The sequence below is a fragment of the Butyrivibrio sp. AE2032 genome (assembly GCF_000702965.1).
Genome location: NZ_JNLF01000003.1, coordinates 683,148 through 701,311, shown reverse-complemented (window position 1 = coordinate 701,311; position 18,164 = coordinate 683,148). Strand labels below are relative to the sequence as shown.

General features: G+C 44.1%; 10 protein-coding genes and 8 tRNA genes. 17 read left to right on the top strand and 1 reads right to left on the bottom strand.

Translation table 11 applies throughout. The features are described from left to right. Window positions 1-6: 6 nt before the first annotated feature. From BO18_RS04890 to ltrA, 17 genes are all read left to right on the top strand, one after another. Window positions 7-80: transfer RNA gene (locus BO18_RS04890), tRNA-Arg, on the top strand. Window positions 81-280: 200 nt separating this feature from the next. After that, complete coding sequence (locus BO18_RS04885) at window positions 281-1,339, top strand: FIST signal transduction protein (RefSeq protein WP_034444088.1); 1,059 nt, start codon at window positions 281-283, stop codon at window positions 1,337-1,339. 14 nt (window positions 1,340-1,353) lie between these two features. After that, window positions 1,354-2,316: a methyl-accepting chemotaxis protein gene (locus tag BO18_RS04880; protein ID WP_081860911.1), complete on the top strand. Its 963-nt coding sequence runs from the start codon at window positions 1,354-1,356 to the stop codon at window positions 2,314-2,316. A 357-nt stretch (window positions 2,317-2,673) separates the two neighbouring features. Continuing rightward, complete coding sequence (locus BO18_RS04875; protein WP_034444086.1) at window positions 2,674-10,941, top strand: pectinesterase family protein; 8,268 nt, start codon at window positions 2,674-2,676, stop codon at window positions 10,939-10,941. A 107-nt stretch (window positions 10,942-11,048) separates the two neighbouring features. Next, complete coding sequence (locus BO18_RS04870) at window positions 11,049-12,206, top strand: THUMP domain-containing class I SAM-dependent RNA methyltransferase (RefSeq protein WP_034447040.1); 1,158 nt, start codon at window positions 11,049-11,051, stop codon at window positions 12,204-12,206. Beyond that, window positions 12,203-13,189: an N-acetylmuramoyl-L-alanine amidase gene (locus BO18_RS04865; RefSeq protein ID WP_034444084.1), complete on the top strand. Its 987-nt coding sequence runs from the start codon at window positions 12,203-12,205 to the stop codon at window positions 13,187-13,189. The genes BO18_RS04870 and BO18_RS04865 overlap by 4 nt, the downstream gene beginning before the upstream one ends. Then, on the top strand, window positions 13,186-13,812 hold the full coding sequence (gene rdgB, locus BO18_RS04860; RefSeq protein ID WP_034444082.1) for an RdgB/HAM1 family non-canonical purine NTP pyrophosphatase: 627 nt from the start codon (window positions 13,186-13,188) through the stop codon (window positions 13,810-13,812). The genes BO18_RS04865 and rdgB overlap by 4 nt, the downstream gene beginning before the upstream one ends. Before the next feature lie 33 nt (window positions 13,813-13,845). Next, window positions 13,846-14,328 carry a metallophosphoesterase family protein gene (locus BO18_RS04855; RefSeq protein WP_034444080.1) on the top strand — a complete coding sequence of 161 codons (483 nt, stop codon included), beginning with the start codon at window positions 13,846-13,848 and terminating at the stop codon, window positions 14,326-14,328. A 102-nt stretch (window positions 14,329-14,430) separates the two neighbouring features. After that, window positions 14,431-14,505, top strand: a tRNA-Pro gene (locus BO18_RS04850). Between the two features lie 36 nt (window positions 14,506-14,541). Beyond that, window positions 14,542-14,612, top strand: a tRNA-Gly gene (locus tag BO18_RS04845). A gap of 131 nt (window positions 14,613-14,743) precedes the next feature. Continuing rightward, window positions 14,744-14,817 (top strand) — tRNA-Arg (locus BO18_RS04840). 62 nt (window positions 14,818-14,879) lie between these two features. Further along, window positions 14,880-14,953: transfer RNA gene (locus BO18_RS04835), tRNA-His, on the top strand. Window positions 14,954-14,986: 33 nt separating this feature from the next. Then, window positions 14,987-15,058, top strand: a tRNA-Gln gene (locus tag BO18_RS04830). 49 nt (window positions 15,059-15,107) lie between these two features. Further along, window positions 15,108-15,180, top strand: a tRNA-Lys gene (locus tag BO18_RS04825). Between the two features lie 64 nt (window positions 15,181-15,244). Further along, window positions 15,245-15,324, top strand: a tRNA-Leu gene (locus BO18_RS04820). 136 nt (window positions 15,325-15,460) lie between these two features. Next, window positions 15,461-15,835 carry a hypothetical protein gene (locus BO18_RS35490; RefSeq protein ID WP_242856514.1) on the top strand — a complete coding sequence of 125 codons (375 nt, stop codon included), beginning with the start codon at window positions 15,461-15,463 and terminating at the stop codon, window positions 15,833-15,835. Further along, window positions 15,819-17,213 (top strand): group II intron reverse transcriptase/maturase, encoded by a 1,395-nt coding sequence (ltrA, locus tag BO18_RS04810; RefSeq protein ID WP_034443583.1) that lies wholly within the window; start codon window positions 15,819-15,821, stop codon window positions 17,211-17,213. Before BO18_RS35490 ends, ltrA begins: the two co-directional genes overlap by 17 nt. 70 nt (window positions 17,214-17,283) lie before the next feature. Here the strand turns inward: ltrA and BO18_RS32440 are convergent, their stop codons facing one another. Then, window positions 17,284-18,120, bottom strand: coding sequence for a helix-turn-helix transcriptional regulator (locus BO18_RS32440; protein WP_051688501.1), 837 nt, complete (start codon window positions 18,118-18,120; stop codon window positions 17,284-17,286). Window positions 18,121-18,164 lie beyond the last annotated feature (44 nt).

Below are 18,164 nucleotides of genomic sequence, written 5' to 3'. Positions count from 1 at the left end.
GCTTGAGTGCGTGTAGCTCAGCTGGATAGAGCGTCTGGCTACGGACCAGAAGGTCGTGGGTTCGAATCCTGTCACGCACACTCAACACAAACAGCGATTGCATTATATGTGTGATCGCTGTTTTTTATTTGCTTTGCGGAATCGACATAACGATAATTAATATAATTTTAACTTGATAATATTAGCATGATTTAAGATAATTGTAATAGGGGGTTGGAAGAATTGTATTCTTCTATGCCACTTTTTTGTTGAGTGCAAATTAAAGAGGGAGACATGCCAAATGAAAATGTTTTACGGAAAGGACCCATCATGTAACGTGAGTGCAGCTGTAAGCGGACTTTCAGCTCCTAAGCTCATTGTATTTACCTGCAGTGAAGAGGGATTTGACAAGGCGGTTGCAGACATTGAGCAGCGATATCCCGGTGTTCCCAGCATTGGATGCGTGGGTATGGGCTACGATTCAGCGATTTTGGAAAAGGGCGTATCGGTCATGGCTTTTTCAGAAGGCGTGACTGTAGCAACGGGAATTCTGGAGGATGTCTCCAAGATGCCGGCAAGATACATCAGCAGGCTTAAAAAAGATATAGAAAAGGTGGCTCCCGGAAAGGAAAATACAGCCATCATCGATTTTTGTACTGGAAATGATGCATCGGTTCTGACAACCCTTCGGGGACTTGTGGACAGATACAATCTGCAGGTTATGGGTGCTACCGGAGATGCCGGAAAAGTTTCCTGTAATGGTAAGATCTACACCGATGGTATGGCTTATGCTGTTGTTCGAAATGAAGGTGGCAGAGTTAAGACCTATAAAGAGAATATCTATGTTCCAAAGGATAACAGGCAGCTGGTTGCTTCCAGAACTGACAGGACAAAATATTATCTGGGAGAGCTAAATGGTCGTCCTGCAAAACAGGTATACATGGAGCTTACCGGAGCGACTACAGATAAGGATATCATCAATCAGACCTTTAAGAATCCTCTGGGTAAGATGGTTGGAAATGATGTTTGCATTATGTCTATTAAGGATGTTTCCGGTACCGGTCTTATCCTATATCGTCAGGCCAATGACTCGGATATTTTAACACTTCTTGAGATGCGTGATCCTATGGAAGTTGCAGCTTCTACCGTGAGCCGTATCAAGTCAGATTTTAACAGGATTTCAGGAATTTATTCCGTTAACTGCATTTTCCGCTATCTGGTTTTGAAGGAACGAGGCGAGCTTAATACTTATCTTGGCAAGATTGCCTCCTTGGGAACCTCCTGTGGACTTATCGGATTCGGAGAGCACTATAATTCCCAGTTCGTTAACCAGACTATGACCTGTGTCGTATTTGAATAAAAGGAGAGACCAATATGATTACAGATTTGTTTAAGAAAAAAGATGTAGTAGAAGTTCAGAAGGCGCAGGTAGTAAGCGCTCCTGATGATGGCGAGCGCCTTGAGTCTCTCGTTTATATAGCTGACTCTATTGAGAAGTTTCAAAAAGATCTGGTACAGAATGAGCTTAATTCACTGACGGAAATCCATGACATGGGTGAAGCTATCAATTCTGTTATGGAGAGTAACGCAAGACTCAGAGAGCAGATGGATGCCTTCAACGAGATGTTTGAGGCAGTTAATACCAGTGCTTCGAAGTTTGAGGATGTTAAGGTCAACATTATAAAGAGTGTAGACAATGCCCAGAACAAGGTGGAAGAGTTAAAGACCAGCTCCAACGAGGTAAGGGCTAGCTTTGATGAGATGACACAGGGCTTTGAAAACTTCAAGAGCGCTGTTGACCAGATATCAGATTACATGAAACAGATCATTGGTATAGCTACACAGACCAACTTGCTGGCTTTGAATGCTTCTATTGAGGCTGCAAGAGCCGGTGCAGCAGGTAAAGGATTTGCGGTTGTAGCAACTGAGGTCAGGGAGCTGGCAGATGAGATCAAGGTTTTGATCAGCCAGGTAAATGCAAGCATTGAGGCAGCAGGCCAGGAGAGTGAGAAACTCTCTTCAAGCATGGAGAATTCCATAGCTGCCATGGACAGAAGTCTTAGAGAGGTGGATGAGACCAAGGATACCTTCAAAGAGATCATTGAAAGTGCCAATGGCGCCAATGCAGTTCAACAGGAAATCAATGATACAGCTGATGCAGCTTCCGATGAGCTTTCAAGTATCGGAAACAGCTTTGCAGATATCAATAACAAGTATGACGCACTGACTGATCAGCTTGCCAGGGTCAATGCGCTTGGAACCACAAAGAGTAGTGTGTTTGAACATATCGATAATCTTGTTTCTCAGATTCCACCAATTGTTAAGGATAGAAAATAAAAGATTAAAGCTTATGGGCTGTTGCAAATTGATAGTTGCAACAGTCCTTTTTTATTGACTTTTGGAAACTGTATCACAGAATAAAGTTTTGGATTATAAACAAAATATAAACAAAATTTAGAATCAAAGAAGAATTGCCAAATTTGTGAAAACGCTATCATTTAAGCCGTTGTAAAAAGCGCACAAATGTTGTCCTGAAAGTTTGTTGATTATTTAGGCATAATAATGAAAAATACTTTCGCTTTCCTATTGTTTTCGTCAAAGTTCCTATGTTAAGATAGAAACACGTTTTAGAATAATGTAAGCGTTTACATTATTAAAAAAGTATAAACTATGTTACGAATTGGGAGGAGCAACATGGTAAAAAGAACGAAAAGGGGAAAAACGGGGGCAAAGGTTTTTGCTGCCATCATGTCTGTAGTACTGGGACTGTCTAACGTTCCGGGAGCTATGTCAGGTGCTATGGCTTATGCAGAGACCGGAGAAGCTAATGACGCACAGGTGACAGAAGGTGCAGGGGAACAGGCAAGCAGCGTTGCAAGTACTGATGGTGCTGCTTCTGAAGGCAGCTCTGTAAGCACCGAAGGCGAAGAGCAAAAGAAATCTTCTGGTGCCGAAGAGAAACAGGAAACACCAGGGGAGGATTCTTTAAGCACAGGATCAGGAAGTGAAGATTCTGCAAAGGGAGAAGAGTCTGGCGATGCTAATGAGAAAAGCAACGGAACAGGATCTTCTGATAAGGATGAAAAATCAAACTCTTCAGATGAAGCATCCTCAGAAAAGACTGAAACTGTAGAGAAGTCTGATGAGAAAGATGCTGAAGCAACAGGTAAGAAGTCATCCGAGAAAACAGCTGATGCTGCGTCAGAATATTCAACATATGATCCTTCTTCATCTTCCAGAGATTTTGATTACAACAAGACAGATGTGTGGGACTTCGGCGCAGAGGATCTTGGAGATGAGTATAACAACAGACTTGATGTTGATACCATCAATGGATTCTATGATGGGGTTGAACCAGGAAGCACTGGTAAGAATATTGCTTCGTTTTCTGTAGATGACGGAGACTTTGTGTTTAATGATGGTGGAAACTCTAATACACATAAACTTAGAACTATAAATTCCGCCTTAACACATGCTGACGAAAAGTCTCTTAAAGACTCTGATGGAAATGTTTATAGTGGATATTTATATTCCAATAAAAGCTCTAATGAGTCTGTGTATCTTGCATTGGAGTGTCAGGCGGACGACATAATCACTGCGTACGTTTCACGTAACAATGGTGACAGCGAAATTCATTTTGTGAATATGTCTGATTCTAGTGATGATACATCCTATACCCATACTTTGGGCAGCTCAATGGTAAGCAAGTTTGTATGCTATCCATCTCAGACAGCCAAGTACAAGTTCTATTCAGCGAATGAGAAACTGGTTGTAGCAAGAGTTACCCGTGAGCATGCTTCTTATGCAAACCTTACAGGTACAGTTATTGGATTTACTGGAACAGACTCATTTGACGTAGTATTTACTAATACAAAGAACGGCAATGAAGTAAAGGCTACTGTTGTTGATGGCAAGTACACAGCTGAGCTTGCATGTGGCTTTGACTACGAGCTTTCACTTGAGGGTGCTGATGAATATGTCATCACAACAGACAAGACTGTTAATATTTCAGATGACGCAGAAATGAATATTGAGGTAAGCTCAGTTGACCTTGTTGAAGTATCCGGAACTGTAAAAGGTATTGCTGAGGATGCTGTAGATAAGTTCATTGATGGCGCTGAGTTCACATTTAAAGCACAGGATGAGAATTCTGTATTTGTTCCTGTCATCAACCTTAAAAAAGTAGGATCAGATATCGAGTTTGAGACCAGGCTTCAGAAGAATGTGACCTACGATGTTTCTGTTGCAGATAAAGAGCAGGTTGCAGTGGTTGAAGACTATGATCTTTTGACAACTGAGTTTAAGGCAGATGATGCTGCTATAGAGTTTGAAGCAAAGCCTGTATATAAGGTAACGATTGTTCCGGAAGGAGCAAGCAAGGAAGACCTTGCAGAGGCTGTATTCACATTCACAAGACTTGATGTGGAAAAAGAGTTCGTACCTGACGGATATGTTTACGAGTTCACAGGACTTAATGACATCGTCTTAAGGGATGGTCAGTACGTTGTAAAAGTTACAAATTCAGGAGCTTTTGTACAGAGACTGACTAGCAACCTTATTGTTAAGGGGGCGAACGTATCCAAGACCATTAACTTCTCATCTGATATTACAGAGTGGGATTTCTCTGATGCAGCATTTACAGCAAAGTTTGCGAATGTAACAGAAGGAAATTACAACGGACTTTCATGGACAAACGGAAGATCCCATAATAATACATACCTGTATTCCGGAGCTGGTAAGATTTCAGTTCCTGTAAAGGGAGCATGCCAGATTAAGGTAACTGCTAACTATCAGTATTCATACTATTTTGAGAATGACGCTGAGAAATCAGTTAACGTTTTGACCGAATCAACAAGTCAGAATGATACATTCACATATGACTACAAGGGCGAAGCAGGAACTTTTGACATAACAGTTCTTGGAACATCCTATATTACTAAGATCGCCACAGTCTATCAGACGGAGTACAAGAAAGAGCTTTTGGTTGGCTCTTCTGATAAAGCAGATTTTGCAACAATAGGCGAAGCTCTTGAGGCAGTTCGTATTATGAATAGGGAGGACGGAGAGAGAGTTACAATCAACATCGAACCAGGTAACTACGAAGAAATGCTTGTTGTTGATGTTCCTGATGTAACACTTGCAAATGCAAGCTCAGTTCCTACAAACACACTTACAGATTCAGGCGTTGGCATTGATGGAAATGCTGTTCGTATCACATGGTACTACGGACATGGTTACAGCTACTACAGCATGGGCAGCGATTACAAGTATGATGCAGAAGTTCTTGCTGCAAACAAGGCAAATGGCTATGCATCAGTTGCTAACCCTGGCTCAGGAACAGGCACATACTGGAATGCATCAGTAGTAGTAAATGCATCCGGATTTGAAGCTAAGAATATTATTTTTGAGAACTCATTTAACCAGTATCAGTCACAGAAGGCTGCAGAGGATGTTATCGTTCCTAATAGCGGAGCTAAAGAAGGAACAGTAGCAAGAGCTTCCATGGCAGCAGGTGACACAACTGTTCAGGAAAAGAAATATGTAGAAAGAGCTGCAGCACTTGCTCTTACAGCATCAGCTAAGGAGGCATATTTCGAGGGATGTCGCATTGTTGGACGTCAGGATACACTCTATGGTGCAGTAGGAACAACAGCAGCATTCTACAACTGCGCAGTATATGGTGGAACAGATTATATTTTTGGTGGAATGACAGCAGTATTTGCTAAGTGTGACCTTGTTCTTAACACAAGCGAGGACAAGAACGATGTTGCTTACATCACAGCAGCTCAGCAGCAGTCAGCATCAAGCCGCGGATATCTTATGTACAACTGTACAGTTAAGAGCACAACTCCAGGCGTTGATACAGCATCTGCACACACATCAAAGCCTGGTCAGTTCGGAAGACCATGGCAGGCAAACACTTCAGAGGCAGTATTCTTTGATACAGTTGTTGAAGCTACCAACTGGACTCTTGGAGCAGATGGTAAGTATACATATGACAAGAGTTCAGAGGTTTCTCTCATTCAGCCAGAAGGTTGGAACACAACCCTTGGCGGAGAGTCAGCAAGAAACGTTGAGTATGGCACATTTGAAGTAGCCAAGGTAGATAACAGCTCATCTCGTGTTTCATGGGTACAGCAGCCAAAGGATGCAGTTCTTGCAGACGGAACAGCTATTTCTGTAGCAGCTTTCCTTGGAGAATGGGATCCATTTACAGCTAATAATGATGACATGACAATCACATTCCCTGACGGAACAAGCCAGGATGCACCTGAGGCACCTGCAGCAGGTACAGCTTCTGAGACATCAGAGTTCGTGTTTGAGGCATCAGGTCTTGAAGGATTTACAGCGGGCAAGAAGGATGGTGATACACAAAAGGTTGGAACCGATGATTACTTTACACTTGTCTTCAGTGCAAAGTCTAAAGTGGACGCTTCTTCCAAGGAATGGGAGGATGGTTATAAATCTGGTCAGCGAGTAAACTTTGGCGGAAAAGCTGCAACAGATAAGAATGCTCTTAAGTTCATTACTTCTAACTCTGCAACAGTTAAGATCTGGTGGGCAGAAGGTGGAGAAGACAACCGTCAGATGGCAATTCTCAATGGAAAGGGAGAAGTTGCAGCTATTACAGAGGGAACATATGCCAAGAATTCCCCATATATTTCTACTCTTAAATTGAAAGAGGCTGGAACATATTACCTTGGCGGTGATATCAATAATAACTACATTTTCAAGGTAGTAGTAACAGAAGATAAGGCTGCAGAGCCTGTTGTATCAACACTTGAATCTTTAGCACTTGAAAAATTTGCTGCAGGTAATAAGAAAGACGGAGATACAGAGAAGGCTGGAACAAACGGCTACTTCACTCTTGTTTACAGTGAAAAGTCCAAGGTGGATGATTCAAGTAAGAAGTGGGAAGATGGCTATGAATCAGGCCGGAGAGTAAACTTTGGCGGAGCAGTTTCTACAGAAAAGAATGCAATTAAGTTCACCACATCGGCTGATAATGCTTCAGTAAAGGTTTGGTGGGCAGAGGGCGGAGATGATAACCGCCAGGTTGCAATCCTTGACAGCACAGGTAAAGTTGCTGCTAAAACAGAGGGAACATATGTCAAGAATTCTCCTTATATCTCAACACTTACACTTGAGAAGGCTGGAACATATTATCTTGGTGGTGATATCAATAACAACTACTTCTTCAAGGTAGAAGTTACAGATGGCGCTCCTGTAGAAGTTAAGAGAGCTGACTGGTCAGAGGTTAAGGCACCTGAGATCACAGATGTCAGCATAAATGATGAAAATAAGATTGTAGTAAAAGTAAGCTCTTTGATCGGCAAAGATGGTGGAGATACTCTTGTAGTTACCATGTATGACGAACAGGGCATGGAAAAGGGGACTTCCAAATCTCTACAGGAAGTTGAGGAGTTTGCGTTTACCTTTGCTCCTGAGAGGACAGGAAAGTACTACTTCACAGCAACTCTTTCAAGGGATGACGTAGAGGAAGTTAAGACAAGTGACAAGTCAAAGGAAATTTCTTTTACCTATGAACTGAAAGCACCTGCCTTCAAGAATGCAACAAACAAGGGAAATGGAAGTGTTACTGTTAAGTTCTACTCTGTATCAGAGGCTGATGATTATGTACTGACTTATATTGATACAGAAAATGAGAAATCTTCAAAGAGCGCACGCATAACCCCTAAAGAGGTGGTTTATAACACATCTACAGAGTATGCTTATACCTTTGACGGACTTACAGTTGGACATAAGTATAATTTTGAACTTGTGGCAAAGCGTGGCCAGGAGACATCAGAAGTATCAGTACTTCAGGGATTTACTGTGACTAAGGAAAGCGGTATTGAGTGGACATTTGCTGCTTTTGGATCAGGCGTTTCAACCAGTTCTACTAACTGTGGTTACGAGACCTATGACAATGGATCAGTAACTGTTTGGAATACAGGAAATAAGGGAAAGATCGTTCCTGCCAGCACAGATGGACTTTCATTCTTCTATGCTACACTTCCTGCTGATAAGAACTTCACCTTTACAGCTACAGCAACTATTGATACCTGGGCATTCACAAACGGTCAGGAAGGCTTCGGTCTTATGGCTTGTGACAGAGTTGGTGTAAACGGAGATGCCTCAGTTTTCTGGAACAACTCCTACATGGCATCAGGTACTAAGGTTGAGTACTACTATGACAAAGAAAAGGGTGAATCAACCTTTGATGAGACTGATTCCAAGATCACTATGAAGCTTGGTCTTGGTGCTCAGCAGAAGATAGGAGTAACACAAGAGAATCTTGACCTGCTTGAGGCAAATGACACAGAAACAATAAATAACGATTTCTCAAGTAAGATGTATCCTCTTGAGATATCCTGTGGAACAAAGGGAACAGGTACATATAACCTCTTTGGAAAAGAGTCTTCAGGAACTGTTCAGGGTACTGTAGACAACACTCTTACAAAGGTAAGACTTAGAATCCAGAAGAACAACACAGGATACTTTGTAAGCTACCTTGATGAAAATGACAACGAGCTTTGCACAAGAAAGTTCTATGATACAGAGGCTCTTTCAAAGCTTGATCCAGACCATGTATATGTTGGATTCTATGCTTCAAGAACCTTTAAGGCTACCTTCTCAGATATCGAGATTGTAAGGACAAATCCTGAGGATGATGCTCCTGCAGAAGATAGAGATATTACATACGTAGCACCAAATTATAAGATTGTTTCTGCAACCTACTCTAATACAGCAAAGTATGATCTTTCATACTCAGGTAATGCAGATGGAACCCTTACTATTTCAGATGAGAATGGAAATGTTTTAGTAAATGCCCAGGAAGTTACAGCTAATGAGACAGTAACTGTAACTACCAAGCTGGCAAGGGGCGACAACAAGTTTAATGTTAAGTTTATCCCAAGTGAGTTCTTCTTCCCTGAGGGAGATCAGTACAAGAGACTTTCTTCCTATGAGATGAGCGAGTTTACTCACACAGTTAAGTTTGAGACCATCAATGATAGCGACAGCGTTTATGTTTCAGCAGACGGTAAGGCAGGAGCTGATGGTACAAAAGAAAACCCTGTTGATATCTACACAGCTGTTAAGTATGTACAGCCAGGTCAGACCATCAGACTTGCAGCCGGTACCTACAGCTTAAGTAGCACTGTTAAGGTAGAAAGAGGAATCGACGGAACTCCTTCAAAGCCTATCAAGATGGTGGCTGAGGACGGAAGAGCGATCTTCGACTTTAACAAGTCCTGCGCAGGATTTATCTTTGCAGGTGATTATTGGTATGTAAATGGCATCGACTGCACAAAGTCAGGCAATTCACTTAAGGGTATCCAGGTATCAGGAAGCCATATCACTCTTGAGGATGTTCGTACTTATGAGAATGGTAACACCGGTATCCAGGTAAGCAGATATCTTGGAAGTGATGACAGAGATGAATGGCCAAGCTATGACCTTATCCTTAACTGCACATCCTACAGCAATGCGGATGCAGGTTACGAGGATGCTGACGGATTTGCTGCAAAGCTTACAGTTGGTGAAGGCGTAGTATTTGACGGATGTATTGCATACAACAACGCTGATGATGGATGGGATCTGTTTGCTAAGGTAGAGACCGGATCCATCGGACAGGTTACTATCAGAAACTGTGTTGCATTCGCAAACGGTTATGGCGTTGATGGAAAAGAAGAAGGTAACGGTAACGGCTTCAAGATGGGTGGATCAAGCATCAATGGTCCTCACAAGCTCATCAACTCTGTTGCTTGGGGCAATAAGGCTAAGGGTATCGACTCTAACTCTGGTCCTGATATCCAGGTTTACAACAGCATGTCCTTCAACAACGGAAGCAACAACGTAGCTCTTTATACAAACGATACTGCTAACACTGATTATCTGGTTGATGGAGTTATCTCCTTCAGAACAACCGGTGAAAGCACAAATGAAAATATCAAGGCTAAGGGCACACAGGATAAGTCCAAGATCTATGGCAAAAAGAACTTCTTCTGGCAGGATGGAAAGTCAACAAATAGCGAAGGACTTGCAGTGACAAGCGACTGGTTTGTATCACTTGATGCTCCGTATGCTAACTCATCAGATCCTTACGCAGTGGCAGCTTCCCTTAGAACCTCCAACGGATCAATTGATCTTGGAGACTTCATGAAGCTCACCGACAAGGCCATAGAGGCTATGTCTGCAGCTGGTTTAAGTGCTTCAGAAGTAGCAGCTAACATTGGCGGAGACTACGAAGCAGTTACAGATGAAAGAAATATCGCAGGCTCTGCAGATGATGCTAAGAATGATGAAGAGTCTGAGGAAGAGAACAGCGGATCTGGAGAAGCTGGTTCTGGCTCTTCAACATCAGGAAGCACCTCAGGAAGTACATCAGAAAACACATCCGGAAGTTCATCTTCAGGAAGCGGATCAGGAAGCGGATCCGGTAGCTCAGAAAGCTCAGACGGCACAGGAAGCGAATCCGGCAGCAGCTCTGAGAGCACATCAGCAGCTTCAAGTGCTTCAAGCTCAAGCACTACAGGTGCTACAATTCCTACCGGAGAAGTGGCTCAGACAGGTACAACAGTTACCGGTCAGACAAATACTCCTGTAGTAGCCGGTGCAACCCGTGAGAATGGTACTTCATCAGATAATGGAACCGGATCATCTGAAGGCACACAGTCAGATAATGGTTCTTCAAACGAGGCTGCTCAGGCAGACAGCAGTGCAACTCAGGAAAATGCTCAGCAGGATAACAGCGCTGCAACTGAGAACGCTGCAGTAGACAATGGCTCAGATAAGACCATCGTTGATGAGCAGGCTCCAAAGAGCGATAAGCCAGAGAGAAAGGTTCCTGTAGCTCCTATTGCAGGAGGAACAGTAGTAGTGGTTGCAGCAGCTGCAATCGCAGTTAAGACCGGTCTTATGGCTAAGCTCCTTGCATTTTTGCACATCATAAAGTGATGTGACAACTATTTTAGTTGCTCCCTTTCGTAAATACATTAAGGAACGACCCGGATGATTATCATCCGGGTTTTTCCATAGCATAAATCTGTGGTACAATCTTGGGTATGATGAAGTTTGAACTAATAGCTCCATGCCATTTTGGCCTGGAAGCAGTACTTAAAAAAGAAATAATAGACCTCGGCTACGACATTACCGAGGTGGCAGACGGACGAGTTACCTTTGCTGGTGATCCGGACGCTGTTTGTCGTGCCAATATTGGCCTTAGAACTGCTGAAAGGATCCTTATCAAGGTGGGAAGCTTCCACGCTGAGAGCTTTGAGGACCTTTTCCAGGGCACCAAGAGCCTTCCATGGGAGGAATTCATTCCGGAGAATGGAAAGTTCTGGGTCAAGAAAGCAAGTAGTGTGAAGAGTAAGCTCTTTTCCCCATCAGATATTCAGTCCATCATGAAGAAAGCCATGGTGGAGAGGATGAAGACCAGCTATCACACTGACTGGTTTAAGGAGGATGGACAGGATTTCCCTGTGAGAGTATTCCTTATGAAGGATGAGGTCACTGTGGCCCTTGATACCACAGGAGATTCCCTTCACAAGAGAGGTTACAGAAAGCTGGAATCCAAGGCTCCTATAGCCGAGAATCTTGCTGCTGCACTTATCATGCTGACTCCATGGCATGCAGACAGGATACTTATCGATCCTTTCTGCGGAAGTGGAACTATTCCAATTGAGGCGGCCATGATGGCAGCACATATTGCGCCGGGCATGACAAGGCACTTTACGGCAGAGAGCTGGACCCACATCATCACTCCCCAGAACTGGCAGGATGTGAGAGATGAGGCCAGGGACGAGATCATAACAGACGTAGAGACAGACATTCAGGGCTATGACCTTGACCCAGAGATGATCGAGATAGCCAGGATTAACGCCAGAAAGGCCGGGGTGGAGAACATGATCCACTTCCAGGCAAGAGATATAGCGGATCTTAGCCACAGGAAGAAATATGGCTTTTTGATCACCAATCCACCTTACGGTGAGAGAATCGGTGACCAGAAGGAGCTTCCGCAGCTTTATCGCACCATCGGAGAGAGATATAAGGCACTGGATGACTGGTCCATGTATCTTATCACGGGCTTTGATCAGGCAGAGAAATATATAGGAAGAAAGGCTGATAAGAACAGGAAGATCTACAACGGTATGATCAAGACCTATTTCTATCAGTTTATGGGGCCTAAACCGCCCAGGAGAAACGAGAGAAACACATGACTAACGAACAGATGAAAAAAGTGGCCATTGGAGCCTCAGTGTTTGCTCTTGTTTCTATAACTTTGATGCTGCACAGGTCAGCTACTAAGCACATCCTAATCACAGATGCAGCCGGAGCGCCTTTAGATAGAGGCCTTACGGATAACTCCTATACACTTTTGATCGACAAGAATGTGCCCCAGGGAAAAGAGAATACACTTATAATCCCATTGCCCGGCAGTGTCAGTTCAGACAACATCCTCTTAGAGGACGGGTATCTTGACCACGAGCTTCGTATTTATATAGATAGCAGGGAAGAGGGCTTTTATAAGGACAATCCCATAGTTACAGACCTGGACATTTTGGAGAAGGCTGTGTGCGTTTCCCTAAACGATTCGGGAAGTGTGTGTCTGGATTTTCAGACGGATCAGCTGTATGTAAATGAGAGCTCTTTGACGGAGTCCAGTACCATTGAGGTGAAGTTTTCAAGACCCGCAGAGAAATATGATCACATAGTGGTAGTGGATCCGGAGGATGGAAATGCACCACTGGATACAGCTCTTTTCCTAAAGGGCGTAGCTGACGCTGATCAGGAGAATGGTATCAAGATATACTTTACCAGGCTGACCCAGGAGCCTGTTGATAGGGAAAAGAGACTTTCCCTGATTAAGGATTCCCAGGCGGATCTTTTGGTGGAGCTGTCTGCTGAAGATACAGATTCCCAGGGGAAAAGAGGTCTTACAGCTTACTACAATGACAAGTACTTTGTAAGGCGCATGGATAATGCCAGATTTGGAGATATAATGCTAAGAAATTGTGCCCTTAAGTCGGGAACTGATGGACTTGGAGTATTACCTGAACGCCCGGAAAACGAGGTGCTTGGCACGTCAAAGATTCCTTCAACCAGGATTAATTTAGAGGGCGACTTTGGGGAGAAGGATATTGAGAGGCTGGCACAGGGCGTATACAGCGGCATTTTAGAGACTTTTGAGGTGATGGAATGAGAATAGTTTTTGCAACGGGAAATAAGGACAAAATGAGGGAGATCAGGCAGATCCTTGGAGGCCTTGATGCAGAGATTTTGTCCATGAAGGAAGCGGGAGTTGATGTGGACGTGGAGGAAAATGGCAGTACCTTTTCTGAGAACGCCAGAATAAAGGCTGATGCCATCTACAACATCCTTAAGGAAAAAGAACCTGAGGAAGCGGGAAACACAGTGGTTCTGGCAGACGATTCCGGCCTTGAGGTGGACTACCTTGGAGGAGAGCCTGGAATCTATTCTGCAAGATATCTTGGGAAGGACACTCCCTACAGCGAGAAGAATCAGATAATAATCGATCGCCTTGCTAATGCTAAGGATGAGGAGCGAAGCGCCAGATTCGTATGTGCCATCGCAGCATGTCTTCCCGGGGGAAAGAGCCTTAACACAGTTGGCAAAATGGAAGGAAGGATTGGCTACGAGATCGCCGGAAGTAATGGTTTTGGCTATGATCCAATTTTCTTTTTGCCTGAGTATGGCAAGACTTCAGCTGAACTATCAGGAGATGAGAAGAATGCCATAAGCCATAGGGGAAAGGCACTTAGGGAGATGGAAAAGCTTCTGGCTGAAGAACTTTCCAAGTTGTGATATGAAAAAAGAAGTTATGGTGGTCGGGAGATAATGAAGAAGATTTTAGTGGTCAGTGATACCCACGGGCATGATGACAATTTTTATAGAGTCCTTGACCTGGAGGAGCCACTGGATGGAATAATCCATTGTGGGGACTTTGAAGGTTCGGAAGGAAGGTTTGCGCTTGCTGCAGATTGTCCTGTTTATTTTGTGGCAGGTAACAATGATTTCTTTTCTGATCTGAAGAGGGAGTTGGAGTTTGAAATAGCAGGGCACAGCTGCTTTGCCACCCACGGACATCACTATCTGGTGTCAATGGACCTGGAGAATATCAAGGCAGAGGGAATAGCCAGAGGTGCAGAGTTGATCTTTTTTGGGCATTCTCATAAGCCTGTGGCCAGGAATTCCGATGGGATTTATCTATTTAATCCGGGAAGCCTTTCCTATCCAAGACAGGAAGGAAGAAGACCAAGTTATCTTATTTTAAATCTTGAAGATTCAGGTGAAATAACCTGGGAAATCAAGTATTTATGAGGGTTTGAGAAGTTTTTAAAAATGTTTAAAAATCATGTTGACAACACTCTGAAAACTATTATATAATATCTCTTGCGTTACGGCTTTAGCCTATAAACGTCTCGGGGTGTGGCTCAGCTTGGCTAGAGCACCTGCTTTGGGAGCAGGGGGTCGCAGGTTCGAATCCTGTCACCCCGACTGATTAGTTAAACCGTAGCCGACAACAAAATATTTGCGGGTGTAGTTCAATGGTAGAACACCAGCCTTCCAAGCTGGATACGTGGGTTCGATTCCCATCACCCGCTTTGAGTAGAGAACCTGATGAGGTATTTCACGAATCTGGTTCGAACCATGGGTGGCCACTTAGCGAGGTTTTATCGAGCTTAGTGGAGCATCCCAAAGCAGAAAATGAATACATCTACTCATTTTTTACCGTGTGTCCGTAGCTCAGCTGGATAGAGCAACGGCCTTCTAAGCCGTGGGTCGGGGGTTCGAATCCCTTCGGGCACACTTTTTTATGCAGAACACTTGGCGAGGTTTTTTACGAGCCTAGTGGAGCATCCCAATACATGGTGGCTATAGCGTAGTTGGTTAACGCGCCAGATTGTGGTTCTGGAGACCGAGGGTTCGAGTCCCTCTAGCCACCCTAAGCAACACAGCTTTACAGTAGTTGAAACAATGGGCTATCGCCAAGCGGTAAGGCACAGCACTTTGACTGCTGCATACGACGGTTCGAATCCGGCTAGCCCAGTTCACGGCTGAAAGGTAACACATTTGAGCCGTTTTTATAATATGTTTATGGGATACTAGCTCAGGTGGTAGAGCACTTGACTTTTAATCAAGTTGTCGGGGGTTCGAATCCCCCGTGTCTCATTTCGTCCTTATTCTGTTTGGAGTAGGGACTTATTTTTTAATAATTGTGTGGGATGCCACATAGGCGGATATGGCGGAATTGGCAGACGCGCTGGATTTAGGTTCCAGTGGGCGACCGTGCAGGTTCAAGTCCTGTTATCCGCACTGGAAAAGGCTTTTCGTGATGATTCACGAAGAGCCTTTTTTTTATGTGCGCCTAGCGGCGCACGTTTCTAACGGGTTAAAGTCCCGAATCCGCCCGGTAGTGGGAAGGATATAGCCGAAGGCAAGGGTGTCCATCGTGAGGTGGAATCTGAAGGAAGCCGGATGTGAGGAACATACTAACTCACGGGCAAATCTCTGGTCTGACGAACAGAAATCTCATAAGAGGTCATGCATGAGGGTAAGACTGCATATCAAGCCGAAGCCCGATAACTACACGGAATCATGCATGATAGATGAGGCAGACGGATGGAGAGGAAGAAACGTGTGGTACCTAGGGAGGTCTGTGCGAAATGCTCTGAAAGGAGTAACCACTGTACAAGGAAACGAGGCGGTGCTGAACGCACAGAAGTCAGCAGAGGTCATAGTAGCCAAGAGGCGAAGGACCGAATCAATAGGAGTCTTGAGTATGACCGAGAAAGGAGGAATGACCATTTATGGCAGAAAACATTGAAAACAATGGCTGTTCGCAAAGAGATAATGCGGAACATGAAGGGTATGCGAAAGCGCGTAGGTCATTCAATCGGATATGGAAAGAAAGAGACAGTGCACAGCCGAAACTTTTAGAAGCGATACTGTATAAAGACAACTTTAACAGAGCGTACAAGAGAGTAAAGGCAAACAAGGGAGCGGCAGGAATTGATGGCATGACTATCGAAGAGGCACTTCCTTATCTCAAGGAACATCAACAGGAGCTAACCGACCGTATATTTCGTGGAAAGTACACTCCGTCGCCGGTCAGGCGAGTTGAGATCCCAAAACCAGATGGTGGTGTGCGTAAGCTTGGCATACCTACCGTGATAGACCGTACACTCCAGCAGGCAATAACCCAACAGTTAGTGCCTATCTATGAACCACTGTTTGCGGATGGAAGCTATGGTTACCGTCCAAACAGAGATGCAAAAGGAGCCATACTAAAGGTCAAAGAGTACGCAGAGCAAGGATACACATTTGCGGTGGTGCTTGATTTATCCAAGTATTTCGATACTCTGAACCACGAAATCCTTATAAATCTTCTCCGAAAGAATGTGAAGGACGAACGTGTGGTACAGCTCATAAAGCGCTATCTGAAAAGTGGAGTTATGGAAGACGGAGTGGTCATTGATACAGAGGAAGGTTCGCCCCAAGGTGGTAACCTATCGCCACTACTTGCGAACATCTACCTCAATGAGTTCGACCAAGAGTTTCTAAAGAGAGGTGTTCCCTGCATCAGATATGCGGATGACATAGTTCTCCTTGCCAAAAGCAAGCGGGCGTCGGAAAGACTCTTGGAAAGTAGTACGAGATATCTTGAAGAGAAACTAAAACTTACAGTTAACCGAGAGAAAAGCCGTACTGTAAGTGTGTTTGCAATCCGAAATTTTAAATTCCTTGGCTTTGCATTGGGAAGGAACGGAAGTGGCATATATGTCCGAGTTCATCCAAAGTCATGGAAGAAGTTTAAGTCCAAGCTGAAAGACTTATCTTCCCGTAAGTCTGTACAGTCCATCAAGCCAAGCCTAGAGAAAATCAAGGCATATGCTAGAGGGTGGCTTAACTATTATGGGATTGCCAGCATGAAGAACAACTTAGATGACATCAATGGATGGCTCTATCACAGAATACGCATGTGCATATGGATACAATGGAAATTGCCTAAGACTAAGAAGAGAAATCTGATTCGGATGGGTATACCAGAGTACTATGCACACATGGCGGCGAATTGCCGTAAAGGACATTGGTTCTGCTCCAACCTTTCTGCGGTGAAGCGAGCTATGTCAAAAGAAAGACTGATAAGCAGTGGCTTCTATGATTTAGCCACAGCCTATCAGTCTGTGCACGTCAACTATTGAAAGCGCCGTATACCGAACGGTACGTACGGTGTTGTGAGAGGACGGCGGTTAGCCACCGCCTCCTACTCTATCAGATATTGTATTTTCCGGATCTAAAGGTTAAGGGAGATACTCCTACGTATTTACTGAATGAGGCAGACAGATAGTCGCCGCTTCCAAAACCGGTCTGAAGAGCAATATCGGATACAGGGAGATCTGTATTGATTAGGAGTTCTTTGGCGTGTCTTAGCCTTATGTTTATCAGATAGCTGGAAAAAGAGGTGCCTACCTGTGAACTGAACAGCCTTGAAAAATGCCCTTCTGAAAAACCAACCCGGGCAGCAACATCAGATAGTTTGATGGATTCGGGATAGTTCTTTTCAATATAATACATGGCCTCCATGATATCCTCAGAAAGCTCGCTCTTGAAGGGGGTTCTGTCGGTGGTTGCATTGCCATCCTTTATCAGCACCAGGAGTCTGTAGAACAGTCCTTTCAGGAGAGTCTCGGAGTAGGGGGCTGAGCTTTCTGATATTTCCAGCATGTCTGCCAGGAGAGTTTCTATTTTGTGGTGGGTGGTTTCGTCAAAGGAGAAGCGCTTTAAGTCAAATACATAATTCCAGATATCTGCGTCTACTTCATGGCAGAAGCTCTCTGCAATCTCTGGGGAAATCTTTATAAGATAGTTTACGTAGGGCTTATCGCTCATGGAGATGGTACGGTGATATAACCCCGGAGGCATGGCAGTAATGTCGCCTGCATGGACATCATATCGCTCGTAGGGGGTGATGAATCTTCTGTCTCCGGAGATGATATAGCCAAGACTGTAGTGCCTGTCAGCTTTTTCCAGCTGTGGCATCATGAAATCCGCAGGAAGATTTCTTTTCTGAATCGTTATTCGTGCATCAGAGGGCATATCCAGGGGCATCTTCTGATCCTCCTCATTCTTCTTTCCAAGCTTTCCATACTGAA

Coding starts and splice junctions, on each gene's coding strand:
- BO18_RS04885 (WP_034444088.1), top strand. CDS start 281: ATGAAAATGTTTTACGGAAAGGACCCATCATGTAACGTGAGTGCAGCT.
- BO18_RS32440 (WP_051688501.1), bottom strand. CDS start 18,120: ATGCCCCTGGATATGCCCTCTGATGCACGAATAACGATTCAGAAAAGA.
- rdgB (WP_034444082.1), top strand. CDS start 13,186: ATGAGAATAGTTTTTGCAACGGGAAATAAGGACAAAATGAGGGAGATC.
- BO18_RS04880 (WP_081860911.1), top strand. CDS start 1,354: ATGATTACAGATTTGTTTAAGAAAAAAGATGTAGTAGAAGTTCAGAAG.
- BO18_RS04870 (WP_034447040.1), top strand. CDS start 11,049: ATGATGAAGTTTGAACTAATAGCTCCATGCCATTTTGGCCTGGAAGCA.
- BO18_RS04855 (WP_034444080.1), top strand. CDS start 13,846: ATGAAGAAGATTTTAGTGGTCAGTGATACCCACGGGCATGATGACAAT.
- BO18_RS04875 (WP_034444086.1), top strand. CDS start 2,674: ATGGTAAAAAGAACGAAAAGGGGAAAAACGGGGGCAAAGGTTTTTGCT.
- BO18_RS04865 (WP_034444084.1), top strand. CDS start 12,203: ATGACTAACGAACAGATGAAAAAAGTGGCCATTGGAGCCTCAGTGTTT.
- ltrA (WP_034443583.1), top strand. CDS start 15,819: ATGGCAGAAAACATTGAAAACAATGGCTGTTCGCAAAGAGATAATGCG.